Source organism: Sinorhizobium sp. CB7 (genome assembly GCF_041357635.1).
In the GTDB taxonomy this organism is placed as follows: Bacteria; Pseudomonadota; Alphaproteobacteria; order Rhizobiales; family Rhizobiaceae; genus Rhizobium.
This window is the reverse complement of the sequence record NZ_JAULLL010000024.1, coordinates 1-16,598: the sequence shown is the minus strand read 5'-3', so window position 1 is coordinate 16,598 and position 16,598 is coordinate 1. Positions and strand designations below refer to the sequence as shown.

The following is a 16,598-nucleotide window of genomic DNA, read 5'->3' as shown; positions in this document are numbered from 1 at the left end:
CCGAAAACGCCTATTCTTGTGCGCGTCGCGGTGTGTGATTATTTATACGGAGGGATCCTCCGTTTATCAAGAGGGACGAGCCTGTTTTTAGCAGATGGAACAAGAGACCGGCAAAACAAGGCGAAAACTGCGTGCAGATTCAATTCGCAACCGTGAGCGACTGCTTGAGGCGGCCACGGAGATCTTTAGCACCGGCGGGTCCCAGGCGAGTCTCGAGGCGGTGGCCCGGCAGGCAGGCGTGGGGATCGGCACGCTCTACCGGCACTTTCCCACCCGCGAGGCGCTGTTCGAGGCCGTCTACCGGCACGAGGTGGACCTCCTTGGCGATCTGGCCGAACAGCTTGCAACACACAGCGAGCCAGTCGAGGCTCTCAAGAAATGGCTGCAGGCTAACGTCCGGTTGGTGGCGGCAAAGAAGGGCATGGTCGAGGCGCTGCAGCTCGCAGCGCACGGCTCGTCCGAACTGAAGGCTTATTCCTATGGGCGCATGATCGGCGCAATCCGGCTATTGCTCGAACGAGCGATAAAGGCGGGCGAAATCCGCGGCGACGTTCCCCCGGAAGACCTGCTGCGCACGCTCGTCGGTATCTTCTACTCACAAGGCACGACCGACTGGCAGCCGACGGCTCTGCGCATGGTCGACGTGTTTGTCGACGGACTACGCAAGCGCTGAGATCCGTCAGAGTGCTTCAGTGGCAATACGCTCTCGCCGAGAAACTGCACTTCGGCAGGGCGGCGGCCGAAACGAACGAGTTCTTAGGTGCCAAACGAGCATTCATCAAAGGCGCGCAAGCAGCCGCACGTCAGAATTTTTGTTAAGAATCCTGTCCAAGTGATACCTCTACGAAGCGGATGATGTCGTCAATCATACGGGCGTCCCACATATCGTTGTGACCAGAGCCGTCGTAGATCAGCATCCGCTTGGGCTTGGGAGCGATGCGATACAACGCCTTGCCCGAAGACAGCGGGATGACAGCGTCACGCCGGCCATGAATGAAAAGTTTCGGTTGCCTCACGTCTGCTATTCTTAAATCCGAACGGAAGGGATCCTTGATGAGAAATGCAACCGGAAGAAATGGGTAATGCGTCTGCGCGAGCTGCACTACCGACAGGTAGGCAGACACAAGGATGACGGCGATAGCCGGCCTCTGCACAGCCGTATTCACGGCGACGCCGCTTCCCAGCGATTGGCCAAGCAACACGATCTCGCTTTCGGAGCGAACAGAAAGCCAGTCGAACGCAGCAATGCCGTCGGTCAATAGCCCGTCCTCGCTTGGCGTGCCGGTCGAGCCGGGATAGCCGCGATAGGAAATCGCAAGCAGGCCAATGCCCCGCGCCGCCAACGCCTCGGCGAAAAAGCCGTAATTGCCGACCCGGTCAGCGTTTCCGAGAAAGAACAACACTGACGGCTTGCCGGGCGCGCCCTGACTATAGAGTCCATGAAGGGTCTCTCCGTCGGGCGTCCTGATAGAGACCTTCTCGCCCCAGTTCGCGTGATCTGGAGCAGGGGTCGCGCTTCCGCCGGGATAGAGGAGCGCGCGCTGCGACAGATACATCAGGCCGACAAGCGCCACATAACCTAAGACCACCACCAACGGCAAGATCAACAGGAATTTTGTGGCGCTCACGAAAACACATACCTCCGCGGGTCTATCAGACGTCGAAAACCTGTTTTCACCCCCATACCGGACGTTTATTTAATCCGTCTTCAGGTTCCGCCTACGCTCATGGAGCGCCGTCTTGCTTGTGTATTTGTCGTCAAATGGCACGATCGCCGCAGTCCGCGTTAACTAGTATTTAAACATTCACTTGCTTATGCGCCAACTTCTGCGATGTTACCCCTATAAATTCTGGGGTTTTAAAATGGTCGATACACAGCAGAAGGACGACGCAGACAGCGTCTCTAAATCCTTGCCCAATTGCAGGGCAGCCGTCGAAACTGCCATGCTCAACATGATCAACCGTCTGAAGAGACGCGGATGGTCTGACGCGGAACTGGCGCTGGCGCTGGCGGACGCGGCGGAAGATTACGTAATGGAGCTTGCCGAAAAGGGACGTAAGCGCGCCTTGTCCTAACTCTTGGCTGGCGTACTGCTTTTTTCTGCCGCGTAAACTATTTGGATAAGACCTTTTCTCGAAGGTCTTGCCGAGGTTACTTGCGCGATTACCCTCGCGGGCTCCAAGAACATTGGAGAACTCGTCCCCTATATGCGATCATGGAGGGCGCTCGTCATCGGGGTGGTTGCCGGGGAAGTGCGTTTGCTCCCAAGATCGAGATCGACATCGAGTCCCTGTGCGACCACAGGATCACCTCCTTTTGCCGCGAGAACCTCTCGTGTGGCGGGCGCTATCTCGCCTGGAACAAGTGCAGTTGCCTTGCCCATTCGGCGACAGGATGATTGCGGCCACCGCGCCGCACTTGACCTGGCGACTGTTAGAGATCATCTCCAGTCCATTGGACTATAATGGTCACGTCGTCATCGTAGGGCAATGTCATGAAAGCACGCATAAAATGGGTTGAAGACCGGACCTTCATAGGCGAATCCGAGAGCGGCCACAAAGTCGTACTCGGGACAGCCGTCGGACCGGAAGGGCGAACACCGGGACCAAGCCCTATGGAGTTGGTCCTGATCGGCACCGGGGGCTGCTCGGCCTTTGACGTCGTTCATATCCTCGAAAAGGGACGCGAACCGGTCGAGGACTGTGTCGTCGAAATCGACGCGGATCGAGCGCAACAGGACCCGAGAGTGTTTACCCGCATCCATATGCACTTCGTGGTCAGTGGGCGCGGCCTGGCTGCGGATAAGGTCGCACGCGCAATCTCGCTGTCGATCGAAAAATACTGCTCGGCGTCGGCGATGCTGGCGAAAACGGCTACAATTACCCACGACTTTGCGGTTGTCGACACCGCTGCCACGAGCGGATCTTAGATGGCCGCCTCCATAAGATGTATCGCATTCGCTTGCGAAAACCAGAATGGGGGAACGTCAAGTCCGTTGAGCAACCTCCCGAATCACTCGCCGAAGCCACTGGTGGCCCGGATCTGAATCGTGACGGGAGTGCCAGGCCTGAACAACCCGAAACGGCGGAATTTCGATAGGGGGCGGGCAGAGGCGAAGCGGTAGCCGGTTGGCAAGCGGCATGAAAAGGCGACGCGGTTCGGTTGCCAGAAGGTCTGACGAGTCGACCAGAAGCGGAGCCATTAGGAAATGCCCGACGGTGACGGCGACTTTTCTTTTTAATCCGCGCTCAGCCAGCACGAAATCGACATAGCCATGCGAATCGCCTCTCGTCGATACCTGAAGATGCCGAAGGGATAGATAGCGGTCGATATCAAGAGAATTTGCGAGGGCAGGGTGATCGCCTCGGCCAGCGCAGACAAAATCCTCCTTGTAAAGCAATTCCTCACACATGTGAGAAGGTGGCGCGGGGAAGTTGCCGGCGATGAGTTCGACCGAGGCTTCCTCCAACATCGGCAAGCCGACGCCGTGGCTGGTATTGCGGATCACGAGGGATGCGTTCGGTGCATCGCGTTCTATCCGCGCCGTCAGCCGAGGCAAGAGTACGAAAGCCGCATAATCGGAGAGGCCAAGCACGAATTGTCTTGTGCTCTCTTTTGGATCGAAAATCCTGCCGCCCCGTAGCACAGCCTCGACCTGTTCGAGGATCGACCGTATAACCGGTGCGGCCTCCAATGCGGCTGGCGTCGGCATCATGCCGCGCGGCGCGCGAACAAAGAGTGGATCTTCGAACAGAGCGCGCAGCCGATTGAGCGCGTGACTGACGGCGGGCTGCGTGAGCCCGATCCGTTCCGCAGCACGGGTGGCATGTCTTTCGGACACCAGGGCGTCGAACACGACCAAAAGGTTTAGGTCGATGCCGGCGATATTAATTGTCTTCATGAAGGCGATAGTAAATATTCATTGGATTTATCGAAATCACTGCACCATCCTTCTGCTCGTATTTCTGCGTGCTGCATGGCGGTTATCTGCCGTTTTGGGATAACGCGCCTTCGCTCTGCATGTCACGGCTTAAACAAGAAGGAATGAACTGATGAAGACACGCAAACTCGGCCCCGACCTTACCGTTTCGTCAGTCGGCCTCGGCTGCATGGGCATGAGCCACGCATATGGCGGCCAGGACGAGAAGGAGTCCGTCCGAACGCTGCACCGGGCCGTTGAACTCGGCGTCACCTTCTTCGACACCGCCGAGGTCTATGGACCGTTCGAGAACGAAATCCTCGTCGGCAAGGCGTTGAAGCCCTACAGGGACAAGGTGGTGATCGCCACGAAATTCGGCTTCCGGATCGACGCCAGCAAGCGCGGCGTCGACGCCATGTCCGGCGTCGACAGCCGGCCGGAACATGTCCGCGAGGTGGCCGAGGCATCATTGAAACGGCTGGGCGTCGAGGTGATCGACCTTTTCTATCAGCATCGCGTCGACCCGCAGGTGCCGATCGAGGATACGGTCGGGGCCATGGCGGAACTTGTGAAGGAAGGCAAGGTGCGCGCGCTCGGCCTTTCCGAGGCGGGAGCTGCCATCATCCGCCGGGCGCAAGCTGTCCATCCGATTTCCGCTCTCCAGAGCGAATACTCGCTCTGGACGCGCGATCCGGAAGGCGAGATCCTCGACACCTGCCGTGAACTCGGCATCGGGTTTGTACCGTTCAGCCCGCTCGGCCGCGGCTTCCTGACGGGCAAGATACAGAAGCCGGAAGATTTCGGCACCGAGGATTTCCGGAGGACGCTTCCCCGCTTCAGCGCCGAAAACATGGCCATCAACGCCTCGCTATTGAAAATGCTGGAGGAGATGGCTGCCGAAAAAGGGGTAACGGCTGCGCAGCTCGCGCTAGCCTGGGTCGTCAACCAGGAAGATTTCATTGTGCCAATCCCCGGCGCACGGAAGATCGGGCATCTGGAGCAAAACGTCGCCGCCGCGGACATCGCCCTTACGCCGGAGGAGCTCAGGACGCTCGGCGACATGCTGGCACCGGAAAAATTCGCAGGCACACGCTATGGCACAGTCGGAGCCTGGGTGACCAAGCGGTGAGTCGCCGAATTCTCTTATGAGAGGACAGCCGCGCGTAAACGTCGGATAGGAATCGACGACTCCCTGACGAAGCTCTATTGGAGACAATAAGTGTAACCAATCGGGATGAATCATGAATACGCGCGTCAGCAGTGCCGCAGGAAACAGCGTGCTCTTCGGAGTGCTTCTGATGCTGCTTGGCGATTTCCTGTTTTCGCTGAATGACGCCATGGGTAAATGGCTGGTGGCGAGCTTCGCCGTCGGCCAGGTCCTGGTCATCCGCTCGCTTGGCTCCTTCCTGATCCTTGCTCCGATGATCGTCAAGCAGGGACCTGGCTCGCTGCTCCACATAGAGCGCATTCCGCTGCAAATCTTCCGCGTGATACTGACGACGGCGGATGTCGGCTTTTTCTACGCCGCCGTCGCCTATCTCCCGCTTGCCGATGTTATGACCTTCTACATGGCCGGCCCCATCTATGTGGCTGCTCTTTCGCATTTCTTTTTGGGCGAGACGATCGGCTGGCGCCGCTGGCTTGCTGTGATCATAGGGTTCATCGGTGTCGTGATTGCGCTTAGACCTTCGGCGGCCATGTTGTCCTTGCCGTCGATCTTCGGTCTGATCGGAAGTCTTTCGTTTGCAATTACACTAATACTTGCCCGCCGCCTTCGCCGGACCAGCGACGTGACGCTTGTCACATGGCAGACGGTTGCCGCTCTCGTGACGGGCCTTATCTTAAGCATTGGCGATTGGCGAGCGGTGTCGGCGCTCGATTTTGTCGCGATGCTGGCACTCGGCATCGTCGCGGGCAGCGCACATATGATGATTACCCGGTCGCTGAAGCTCGCCCCAGCGTCCTTGCTTGCGCCGCTCCAATACAGCCTTCTGCTGTGGGCAATCGTTTTTGGCTATGTTTTCTTCGACGACTTGCCCGACAACCAGATCCTGCTTGGTTCCATCATTATCGTCCTGGCAGGACTCTTCATCTTCCATCGGAAGAATTTGGTTGACACCACTTCCAAAGCCGACGTCCCACCCGACGGCCATTAGGCACATTAGGACAGGGGAGGGAGGGGCTGCCAGAGCCGAAAGGGAAGTGAATCGCCCGAGAAGTCGGATGAATGGTTAATCGCACGTTCATCTGCCGTCGGTATTGTTCGTCGCCCGATATCCCAGCGTCCACATTGGAATTCACATTTTGTCCTTAAAAGTGGTGAAGAACTAAACCCGAAAATGCGAGTGGCGATCCCTTTATTCGGTTCTGTCCGATCGTCAGTCAGACATCTCCTCAATAGAAAAGTAAGTGCTATGTTGTCTCAAAATGCTGCGGGTGTTTCGGTCTCAAAGGCTCAAATTCCTCCTGCGGATACAGACTTCGGTATCCGGGCCGATCTCCTGTCAAACGATCAGCTGAAGGCGAAGGCCACTCGGTTTGCGGAAAGCCGCGCACTTGATCTCGCAAACTTCAAGGACTTCGATTTTTTCCTGCGGCACCGGGAGAACGAGAACGAGATTCTCAGGGTCTATCGCGCCGCCGCAACGGATGTCGACGCCGGCGAGAGCATCACGCCGGCTGCCGAATGGCTGCTCGACAACCACTACATCGTTGAGGAAGCGATCCAGGAAGTCCGCCGCGACTTTCCGAAGAAATTCTATCGTGAACTGCGCAAGATCACTCTTGACGGGACGGAAGTGCCGCGCACTCTCGCGCTCGCCTGGCTCTACATGGCGCATGCCCACAGCAACATCAGCAATGCCGGCATGACGGCAGTGACGGAAGGGTTCCAGGACAAGGAGACCCTGCGCATCGGCGAACTTTGGGCGCTGCCCTCGCTCGTCCGCTATGTGCTGATCGATAATCTTCGCCGAGTTGCAACGCGGATCGACAAGAGCCGCGAAATGCGGGCCAGCGCCAGTGCCGCGGCCAATCAGGCGATTGCACTCGGAGACGCCAAGTCCGCCGAATTCCTGGAGACGCAGGCAGCCAATCTGGACGATACGACCTTCGTCACCCAGTTGCATTATCGCCTGCGCAATGCGCTTGAGCCCACCGAGGCCGCGCTCGGCTGGCTCGAGGCTAAGCTTGCCGCAAAGGGGACCGACGCCGAAGCTGTGATGTCGAGCGAGCAAAGCCGTCTTGCGGCGGCCAACACGCTCATGGGCAGCATCATCAAAAGCTTGCGCGAAATCAACGATACCGACTGGTCCACCTGGGTCGAAGAGGTCAGCACGATCGACAAGCTGCTCTGGAAGCAGACGGATTATGCCGAGCTCGATCCCGGCTCCCGCAACAGCTATCGCCGCCAGATCGAAAAGCTTGCGAAGCGCTGCGACAGGGCGGAAATGGATATCGCCGAGGCAGCCGTTCGTCTGGCCGACCGCGCCAAGGCAGAGAACCGGGATCCGGCCTCTTCCGCCGGCAATGTCGGCTATTACTTCGTCGGCAACGGACGTCCGGCGCTCGAAGCGGAAATCGGCTACCGGCCGCCGCTTGGTCTGCAGTTCATGCGCGCGATCCGCAGGCTGAACTGGCTGGCGATCGCCGTGCCGGTGCTGGTCCTGACGCTCCTGGCGCTGATTGCAGTCGAAGAGGTCTTTATCGACGCCGGCATGCCGGCCATTGCGGCGATCGTCCTTCTGCTGATGTTCGCGCTTCCGGCTTCCGAAGGCGCGACCGGCCTCTTCAATTTCTTCGCCACCTTCTTCATCACCCCAGACCGGCTGATCGGCTACGAATTCAAGAAGGGCCTGCCGGCGGAAGCGCGCACGCTCGTGACCATCCCCTGCCTGATCGGCAAGCGCGAACACGTCGACGAACTCGTCCGCAACCTCGAGGTCCATTATCTCGCCAATCCGCGCGGCGAAATCTATTACGCGCTTTTGAGTGACTGGCCGGACGCTCAGGAGGAACAGAGCGCCCGTGATCTCGAGGTCTTTGATTATGCGCGCAGCCAGATGGCCAATCTCGATGCGCGTTATGCAGAGAAGGGCAAGCAGCGCTTCTATCTTCTGCATCGCCGCCGGCAATATAATCCGGCCGAAGGCGTCTGGATGGGTTGGGAGCGCAAGCGCGGCAAGTTGCACGAGCTCAACATGCTGCTGCGGGGCGAGCCCGATACGAGCTTCCTGCTTGGCGCAAACACGGTGCCCCAGGATGTGAAATATGTCATGACCCTCGACAGCGACACGCGCGTCGTCCGCGACACCGTGGCCAAGCTTGTCGGCAAGCTGCATCATCCGATCAATCGTCCGGTTTTTGATTCCGGGAAACAACGCGTTATCGACGGCTACGGCGTGCTGCAGCCCCGCGTGACGCCGTCGCTGACGACAGGCAAGGATGCGTCGACGTTCCAGCGCGTCTTCTCGGTCAACCGCGGCCTCGATCCCTATGTCTTTGCGGTGTCCGACGTTTATCAGGACATCACGGGCGAAGGAACGTTCACCGGCAAGGGGCTCTATCATGTCGACGCCTTCGAGGCCTCGCTCAAGGGCCGGATCAAGGAAAACGCGGTTCTGAGTCACGACCTGCTCGAAGGTTCGATGGCGCGATGTGCGCTCGTGACGGACTGCGAGCTGGTCGAGGATTTTCCGATCCGCTACGAAGTGGAAGTGTCGCGCCAGCATCGCTGGGCACGCGGAGACTGGCAGCTTTTGCCTTATATCTTCGATGATCGTCGTGGCGTCACCGGGCTCGGCAGCTGGAAGATGTTCGACAACCTGCGCCGCTCGCTCACCCCGATTGCCTGGTTCCTGGCGTCTGTTCTCGGCTGGTACTGGATGGATCCGCTCGGCGCCCTCGTCTGGCAGATCCTGCTCATCTTCAGCCTGTTCGTCGCGCCGACCCTGTCGTTGATCAACGGCATCATTCCACGCACGAGCGACATCATCCTGCGCGCCCATCTGCATACCATTTGGAAAGATATCGAGAATGCCAACGCGCAGGTGGCGCTGCGCATCATCTTCATCGCAGACATCGTTTGCGTCATGGCCGACGCCATCATCCGCTCGCTCTACCGTCTCTTCGTCAGCCGCAAGCTGATGCTGCAGTGGCGAACCGCCGCGAGTGCCCAGGCCATGGCGCAGACGACGATCCTCGGTCACTACAAGGTCATGTGGCGGGCACCGGTGCTGGCCATTCTGGCGCTGCTCTTTGCTATCTCCTCCGGCGACGGCGCCTGGCTCGTCGGCCTTCCCTTTGTCATTCTCTGGGTGCTCTCGCCGGTCATCGCCTGGGCGGTGAGCCAGACGGCGGAAACCGAAGACCGGCTGCATGTGCCCGACGATGTCGGCAACGAACTTCGCAAGATCGCAAGGCGCACCTGGCGCTACTTCGACCATTTCGTGGTTCCCGCGCAGCATTACTTGCCGCCGGATAACGTCCAGCAGACACCGCACGCCGTGGTCGCCATGCGCACCTCGCCGACTAATATCGGCGTCTATCTGCTGTCGGTCATTTCGGCCCGCCGCTTCGGTTGGATTTCATTCGAGGATGCGATCCGACGCATCGAGCAGACGATCGAAACCGTTGACAAACTGGAGAAATATCGCGGCCATCTCTTCAATTGGTATCATACCGACACACTGAAACCGCTCGGCCGCAAATATGTTTCCTCTGTTGATAGCGGCAACTTTGCCGGCCATCTGATTGCCGTATCCTCCGCCTGTCGCATCTGGGCCCAGGCTCCTGCGGCCCACATTCACACTGACCTCCATGGCATTGGGGATGTCGTGGCCATTCTTCGCGAGGTACTTGCCGAGCTTGGGCAGGACGATAAATCGGTCCGACCTTTCCGCGATCGCCTCGATGATCGAATCGCCGACCTCGAAACGGCGATTGTTGCAGCCAGGCGCGAGAAAGAGTTCTCATCCGTTCTCATAGAACAATTTGCAGGCGAGGCCCGTGACATCCGCAAGCTTGCCGCCGACCTCGACCGGGAGGTCAAAACAGCGCAAAGCGACGAGATTGTCCGCTGGGCGGAAAAGCTCGTGGAAACCTGCGAGCTTCATCTTGCCGATGACGCCTTCGATCCCTCGCAGGCGGATGCCATCCGCGAAAGGCTGATCCGGATCGGCAATCGCGCCCGCGAAATCGCCTTTGCGATGGATTTCAGCTTCCTCTACCGTCCCGAGCGCCGGCTCCTGTCGATCGGTTTCCGGGTTGAAACGGAAGAAGTCGATGCGGCCTGCTATGACCTGCTTGCCTCAGAGGCACGTTTGACCAGTCTCTTTTCCGTCGCCAAGGGCGATCTGCCGACGGAGCACTGGTACAAACTCGGCCGCCACGTCGTTCCCGTCGGCCCGCGCGGGGCGCTGGTCTCCTGGTCCGGCTCGATGTTCGAATATCTGATGCCGCCGCTCGTCATGCAGGAACACCAGGGCGGCATCCTGAACCAGACCAACAATCTGATCGTTCTCGAACAGATGAACTATGCGCGCCGCCTCGGCACGCCCTGGGGCATCTCAGAAGCGGCCTTCAATGCCCGCGACCACCAGATGAACTATCAGTACAGCAATTTCGGTGTCCCGACGCTCGGCCTGAAGCGCGGTCTCGGCCAGAACGCCGTCATCGCGCCTTACGCCTCGCTGCTGGCGAGCCAGTACAACCCGATTGCGGCGCTGGAAAACCTCAACAGGCTCAGGGCTGTCGGCGCGCTCGGAATGTATGGTTTCCATGATGCCGTCGATTTCACGCCGAGCCGGGTGCCCGAGGGCAAGCAGTGTGCGGTAGTCTACAATTATTACGCGCACCATCACGGCATGTCGATCGCAGCCGTCGCCAACGTCGCCTTCGACGGGCTCCTGCGAGAGCTCTTCCATGCCGATCCGGTGATCGAGGCGGCCGAATTGCTGCTGCAGGAAAAGGCCCCGCGCGATATTCCCGTCATGGCGGCCAAGCACGAAACCGATGCGCCGGCCACCATCCAGGGCGACCTCATGCGTCCGGAAGTCCGCCGGCTGGAAGATCCAGCATCGCGCGAACGTGAATTGCTGCTGCTTTCCAACGGCCGTTACTCGACCATGCTGACGGCGACCGGCACCGGCTATAGCCGCTGGAGAAATCTCTCCATCAACCGGTGGAGGTCCGATCCGACGGAAGACCGCTGGGGCTCCTTCATCTTCCTGCGGGATACCGCGTCGAACGAATGGTGGTCTGCGACCGCAGAGCCGCGTTCGATCGCCAACGAGCATGTCCGCGTCAGCTTCAGTGACGACAAGGCGGAATTCGTCAAGACCGTCGGTGAGCTGACGAGCGAAATGGAAGTCTTCGTCGCGAGCGACCATGATGCGGAAGGCCGCCGCCTCACGATCACCAATACCGGCACGCAGGACCGCATCATCGAAGTGACCTCCTATATGGAACCGGTCGCCACGCTCGATATCGTGGACACGGGGCACCCGGTCTTTGCCCGCATGTTCCTCAAGACCGAGATCGTCGCTCGCGGCGATGCGATCTGCGTCGAACGCCAGAAGCGAGGCCTGACCGACCCTGACGTCGCCATCGCGCAGCTGGTCGTCGATACGTCAGGCGAAAATGGGCCGACGCAATACGAGACTGACCGCATGCGCTTCCTCGGCCGCGGACGCACGCTGACCGAAGCTGCCGCCTTCGATGCCGATGCAACGCTGTCGGGCTCCGATGGCTTCACCATGGATGCGTGCGTGTCGCTGCGCCGTACGCTTCGCGTACCCGCCGGCGAGAAGGTCAGCGTGACCTTCTGGACCATTGCGGCGGCCGATCGTGCCGAGCTCGAGGCGGCAATGGAGCACTATCGCCAGCCGGAAAGCTTTGCCCAGGGCCTCGTTCAGGCCTGGACGAGAACGCAGACCCAGTTGCGGCAGATCGGCATCAATTCGAAAGAGGCGGCTGCCTACCAGCGGTTCGCACGCTATATCGTCTATCCCGACATGGCACTGCGCGCTGACGGCAAGGCGGTTCGCGCTGGCCTCAGGTCCCAGTCCGTCCTTTGGGGCGCGACGCTCTCCGGCGATGCGCCGCTGATGACGCTGCGCATCACCGACGAGCTCGGTACGGATCTCGTCAAGGAGTTGCTGCGCGCCCAGGGTCTCCTGCAGTCGCGCGGCGTCGAGGTCGATCTGGTGATCTTCAACGAGCGCACCGGCGAGGCGGCTTCGGAGATGCAACGCACCATCGACCAGCTTTGCGACGCGGCGCGTCACGCCAGCGAGGTGGCCGGCATTCAACGCAACATCTACGTCCTGCGCAAGGATCTGATGGAGCCGGAGACTTATGACGCCATTATCGCCACCTCGCGCGTCGTGCTGCGCGGACGGGACGGCAGCCTCAGCGACCAGCTGGAGCGGGCCCGCTCGGTTGCCGGGTCACCCGCGCTGCTCGGCCAGTGGGGCGATTCCACCCTCGTGCCGAGAATGTTCCGCAGCACGGCCGCCCCGCTGGCGCCGGCAGACGGCAGTGATCTCGCCTTCTGGAACGGCTATGGCGGCTTTGCGGCCGATGGCAGCGAATATGTCGTGCGCCTATCGGCCGGCGAGCAGACGCCGCATCCATGGGTCAACATCATGGCCAATGAAAGCTTCGGCTTCCATGTTTCGGCAGAAGGCGCGGCCTTCACCTGGAGCCAGAACTCCCGCGACCACCAATTGACCCCATGGACCAACGACATGGTCACCAATCGGCCGGGAGAAGCCTTCTATCTGAAGGATCTCGATCGCGGTTCGGTGATTGTGCCCTATGCAGCGCTGGCGCAGCGGTCCGACACGCGCTTCGAAGCGCGCCATGGCCTCGGCTACTCGGTCTTCTCGACGGTCCAGGATGAGATCGCGTTGGAGGTCACGCAGACCCTCCATATGGAAAAGCCTGTCAAGCTGACGCAGCTGCGCATCCGCAACGATGGGGGCGAGGCACGCAAGCTCCGTCTCTACGGCTATGCCGAATGGATCCTCGGCAACAACCCGACAAAAAGCAAGCCCTTCATCATCTCCAGTTTCGACAGTGAGACGGGGGCGATCTTTGCGAGCAATCCGTTCAGCGTCAATTTCTCGACGCGTGTCGCGGCATTTGCAGCAAGCGAGACGCCGTCAAGCGTTTCCGGCAGCCGCCGCGAGTTCATCGGCCGCCACGGAACGATCCAGCAGCCGCGGACTGTCTCGGCAGGTTCGCGCCTCTCCAACGCCCTGGATCTCGACGGCGATCCCGCCGCCGCCATGGCCTTTGATCTGACGATCGAGCCCGGCGAGGTGCGCGATATCTGCTTCTATATGGGCGACGCCGGCTCGCCGGAGGAGGCAGCCGCTCTCATTGCCGATGTCCGCTCCGTTACCTTCGACGAGATCCTCGACCAGACGCGGAACTTCTGGAAGGCCTTCACCGGCCGGACACGTGTTTCGACGCCGGATCAGCGTCTCGACTTCATGGTCAACAGCTGGCTGCCCTATCAGACCTATAGCTGCCGCATCATGGCCCGCACGGCCTTCTACCAGTCGAGCGGCGCCTGGAACCTGCGCGACCAGTTGCAGGATTCGCTGGCCTTCCTGCTGCACTCGCCGGAGATCGCCCGCAAGCAGATCCTGAACACCGGCAGGCGTCAGTTCCCGGAAGGCGACTTCCAGCACTGGTGGCTGGCTGACAGCGGCGCCGGCGTCCGGACGAATATTTCCGACGATCCGGTCTGGCTCGCCTATGCCGTCGACCAATATTGCACTGCTACCGGCGACACAGCGATCATGGACGAGATGCTGCCCTTTGTCGAAGGCGCGCAGCTCAGCCCTGGCCAGTATGATGCGTTCCTGCAGCCGCGGATTTCCGAGCGAACCGCATCGCTCTACGAACATGCCGCCCTCGGCCTCGATCTCGCGATCAAGCGCACCGGCGTTAACGGCCTGCCTTTGATGATGAGCGGCGACTGGTGCGACAAGATGGACCGCGTCGGCATGGCCGGCCGCGGCGAGAGCGTCTGGCTTGCCTGGTTCCTGGCCGGTGCGCTGCGCCGCTTCATCGCTTATGCCGAAGCGCGCGGCGACACGCAGCGGGCCGGCCGCTGGTCGGAGCATCTGGCCAAGCTCAAGAACGCGATCGAAACGGCCGGATGGGACGGCGAATATTATCGCCGCGGCTATTACGACAATGGCGCGCCGCTCGGCTCCAGCCAATCCGAAGAGGACAAGATCGACTCGATCGCCCAGTCCTGGAGCGTGCTGTCCGGCGAGGGCAACCCGGAACGCAGCGAAATGGCGATGAACGCCGTCCTCGACAAGCTCGTCGATGAAGAGGGCAAGTTCATCCGCCTGCTCACGCCGCCCTTCATCAAGCCCACAAACGATCCGGGCGTCATCAAGGCTTATCCGCCCGGCGTTCGCGAAAACGGCGGCCAGTATACCCATGCTGCGATCTGGGCGGTCCTGGCGCTGGCTCGCATGGGCCGCGCCGAAGATGCGTGGCGCACCTTCGAAATGCTCAATCCGATCAATCATTCGCTCGAAAAAACGGCAGCGGAAGTCTACCGCATCGAGCCTTACGTGGTCGCCGGCGACATCTACGGCGAAGGCGCCCTTAAAGGCCGCGGTGGCTGGAGCTGGTATACCGGTTCGGGCGGCTGGCTCTATCGCGTCGCACTCGAGGGTATCCTCGGCATACGCATCGAAAACGGCCGCCTATATATCAAGCCATCAGTGCCGGCAGCCTGGGATGGCTTCTCCGCGGACCTCGACCTGCCGAGCGGAAAATATCAAGTTTCCGTTTCGAAGGACCGGGATGCGGATCGCTATTCTGTGACGGTAAACGGAACCGCGATCGGTGATCTGAACCGGGGATATCCGCTCGAATCGGAGGGCGCCCAAACGGATGTTGAGAGTTCAGCAGGCGTTCGCCAAGAAAAGGCGTCCGCATTATGAGATGCGCTTCTGCCTGGAAGCGGAAAGGATCACTTCCCGAAGTCTCGGTAGACTGTCCACCATCTATTGATGGGGAGGCGTAAAGCCCGGTGCGCCGAGATCCGCGAGGTTTTGGCGCGCCTGTGTGAGGCGCGCACAACGGCTCGAAAACGACAGCGGCATTGTTTCGCGAACCGAGTCGGCTTCTCTATCGACCTTCATCCTGACAATAAGGCTCTTACGAGAGCGATCCCATGTCCTCGTAAATAGCCAGTCCGTCGAGTTTTCGATTTCGACGACGGCGTCGCCCAAGGGGTTCAATTGGTTGGCTCGAACAGGTGTACCCGAGAGGCTAAGCCGTTGACCGGCCAGCAAGGAACTTTCCTGTGGAGTGACGGTTACTCCATGCATAGACAAAGCACAGGCGCTGATGAAACTCGCCATCAGAATTCTGTCGGGTGACGCGCTCAGAAGCGGTAGCTCAGCCGCTCGCTGTCGTGCAAAAGAAAGGTCGAGCGGGTGTCTCTGGCCGATAAAACGAAGACTGCTCTGGATGAATTGCGCATGCTGATGCTAGGCGCGCAAATCCTGCTCGGTTTTCAGTTTCAGGCGCCGTTTCAAAATGCGTTTTCCAATCTGACTTTCTTCCAGAAGGGGATCGAAGTGCTTGTCCTTGGCATCATGGTCGTGATCGTCGCGCTTCTGATAACACCGAGCGCGCACCATCGGATTGTGGAGGGAGGAGAAGCGACACAGGATTTTAACGGCTTTGTCACGCGGATATCCTTCTTGACGCTTGCCCCATTTGCCCTTGCACTCGGTTTGGACATCGGCATTGCCGTAAGCCGCGGCCTTGGAATGTCGGCTGGGGTCGTAGCTGGCGTCTTAGGGGTCCTCGTGGCACTTGGGTTGTGGTACGGCCCAATCCTACTTCGCGACGGCAATGGAGATACGAGCATGGTTACTTCGGACGAAAAGACCCCGACCGCGGCCAAGATCGATTATGTCTTGACAGAAGCCCGCGTGGTATTGCCCGGCGCGCAGGCATTGCTGGGTTTTCAGCTTGCAATTGCGCTTACGAGTGGCTTTGCTGATCTTACGGTCTCAGCGAAAGCGCTTCATTGCGTCGCGCTTGGTTCGGTCGCACTTGCGATCATGCTCTTGGTGACACCCGCAGCATATCACCGCATCGTTTACGGCGGCTCCGATGCGGCGGAGTTATACCATGTGGCGAGTCGTCTCCTGCTTGCCGCTACGGTCTTTTTGGCGCTGGGTTTAGCGGCTGATGTCCACGTTGTGATCGGCAAGATTACCCAGAACCAGACCTTTGCAAACGCTACAGCCGCAGCCACCGCTCTCATGCTGATCGGATTCTGGCATCTCTGGCCATGGTGGAAACATGTTCGACGTGACGGCGTCCAGCGGAGGGAAGACGCGCGCTGACTCTTTTTGTCCCGAGCTACTTGGCTCGGGCGACATGAGGGAGGTTATCGTAAGTCAATAATCGCATGACCATAGACGCTCGCGGTCGCAGATCCGATTGTTCGACGGCCGGCCACTCGCTCTGTGCTGGATTGATGCCGCGCCATGCTGCTCGGATACATCCAGCAGCCATCGAACCTGACGCGTGCTCAGCCCCAGGACACGCGCCGCCGAAGCGATCGTCGTCCGCGCGGCTGGAAAACCCGCTTCTTGCGCTCGCGTCGCGACACCCAGATGCCGG

General features: G+C 59.9%; 9 protein-coding genes and 1 pseudogene. 7 read left to right on the top strand and 3 right to left on the bottom strand.

Translation table 11 applies throughout. The features are described from left to right. Positions 1-94: 94 nt before the first annotated feature. Positions 95-673: a TetR/AcrR family transcriptional regulator gene (locus tag AAE029_RS31500; RefSeq protein ID WP_371076866.1), complete on the top strand. Its 579-nt coding sequence runs from the start codon at positions 95-97 to the stop codon at positions 671-673. Positions 674-815: 142 nt separating this feature from the next. On the opposite strand, the gene AAE029_RS31495 is transcribed toward AAE029_RS31500, so the two are convergent. Continuing rightward, on the bottom strand, positions 816-1,628 hold the full coding sequence (locus tag AAE029_RS31495; protein ID WP_371076865.1) for an alpha/beta hydrolase: 813 nt from the start codon (positions 1,626-1,628) through the stop codon (positions 816-818). 235 nt (positions 1,629-1,863) lie between these two features. Between AAE029_RS31495 and AAE029_RS31490 the strand changes: the two genes are divergently transcribed. Both AAE029_RS31490 and AAE029_RS31485 read left to right on the top strand, forming a co-directional pair. Next, positions 1,864-2,076: a hypothetical protein gene (locus AAE029_RS31490; protein WP_371076864.1), complete on the top strand. Its 213-nt coding sequence runs from the start codon at positions 1,864-1,866 to the stop codon at positions 2,074-2,076. Positions 2,077-2,495: 419 nt separating this feature from the next. Beyond that, positions 2,496-2,930, top strand: coding sequence for an OsmC family protein (locus AAE029_RS31485; RefSeq protein ID WP_371076863.1), 435 nt, complete (start codon positions 2,496-2,498; stop codon positions 2,928-2,930). A 57-nt stretch (positions 2,931-2,987) separates the two neighbouring features. Here the strand turns inward: AAE029_RS31485 and AAE029_RS31480 are convergent, their stop codons facing one another. Continuing rightward, entirely contained in the window at positions 2,988-3,902 is a 915-nt protein-coding gene (locus tag AAE029_RS31480; RefSeq protein ID WP_371076862.1) for a LysR family transcriptional regulator, read from the bottom strand. A 151-nt stretch (positions 3,903-4,053) separates the two neighbouring features. On the opposite strand from AAE029_RS31480, the gene AAE029_RS31475 reads away from it, so the two are divergent. The 4 genes from AAE029_RS31475 (at position 4,054) to AAE029_RS31460 (ending at position 16,318) form a co-directional block, all read left to right on the top strand. Then, positions 4,054-5,049 (top strand): aldo/keto reductase, encoded by a 996-nt coding sequence (locus AAE029_RS31475; protein ID WP_371076861.1) that lies wholly within the window; start codon positions 4,054-4,056, stop codon positions 5,047-5,049. A 112-nt stretch (positions 5,050-5,161) separates the two neighbouring features. Then, complete coding sequence (locus tag AAE029_RS31470) at positions 5,162-6,076, top strand: DMT family transporter (RefSeq protein ID WP_371076860.1); 915 nt, start codon at positions 5,162-5,164, stop codon at positions 6,074-6,076. A gap of 258 nt (positions 6,077-6,334) precedes the next feature. Further along, positions 6,335-14,896 (top strand): GH36-type glycosyl hydrolase domain-containing protein, encoded by an 8,562-nt coding sequence (locus tag AAE029_RS31465; RefSeq protein ID WP_371076859.1) that lies wholly within the window; start codon positions 6,335-6,337, stop codon positions 14,894-14,896. 498 nt (positions 14,897-15,394) lie between these two features. Next, positions 15,395-16,318 (top strand): DUF6328 family protein, encoded by a 924-nt coding sequence (locus AAE029_RS31460; RefSeq protein WP_371076858.1) that lies wholly within the window; start codon positions 15,395-15,397, stop codon positions 16,316-16,318. 75 nt (positions 16,319-16,393) lie between these two features. Here the strand turns inward: AAE029_RS31460 and AAE029_RS31455 are convergent. Continuing rightward, positions 16,394-16,552: pseudogene (locus AAE029_RS31455) on the bottom strand (helix-turn-helix domain-containing protein); the annotation flags it as partial. Positions 16,553-16,598 lie beyond the last annotated feature (46 nt).

Bases quoted from the DNA above. Each gene is read 5' to 3' on its own strand.
- AAE029_RS31465 (WP_371076859.1), top strand. From the start codon at position 6,335: ATGTTGTCTCAAAATGCTGCGGGTGTTTCGGTCTCAAAGGCTCAAATT.
- AAE029_RS31485 (WP_371076863.1), top strand. From the start codon at position 2,496: ATGAAAGCACGCATAAAATGGGTTGAAGACCGGACCTTCATAGGCGAA.
- AAE029_RS31490 (WP_371076864.1), top strand. From the start codon at position 1,864: ATGGTCGATACACAGCAGAAGGACGACGCAGACAGCGTCTCTAAATCC.
- AAE029_RS31480 (WP_371076862.1), bottom strand. From the start codon at position 3,902: ATGAAGACAATTAATATCGCCGGCATCGACCTAAACCTTTTGGTCGTG.
- AAE029_RS31475 (WP_371076861.1), top strand. From the start codon at position 4,054: ATGAAGACACGCAAACTCGGCCCCGACCTTACCGTTTCGTCAGTCGGC.
- AAE029_RS31470 (WP_371076860.1), top strand. From the start codon at position 5,162: ATGAATACGCGCGTCAGCAGTGCCGCAGGAAACAGCGTGCTCTTCGGA.
- AAE029_RS31500 (WP_371076866.1), top strand. From the start codon at position 95: ATGGAACAAGAGACCGGCAAAACAAGGCGAAAACTGCGTGCAGATTCA.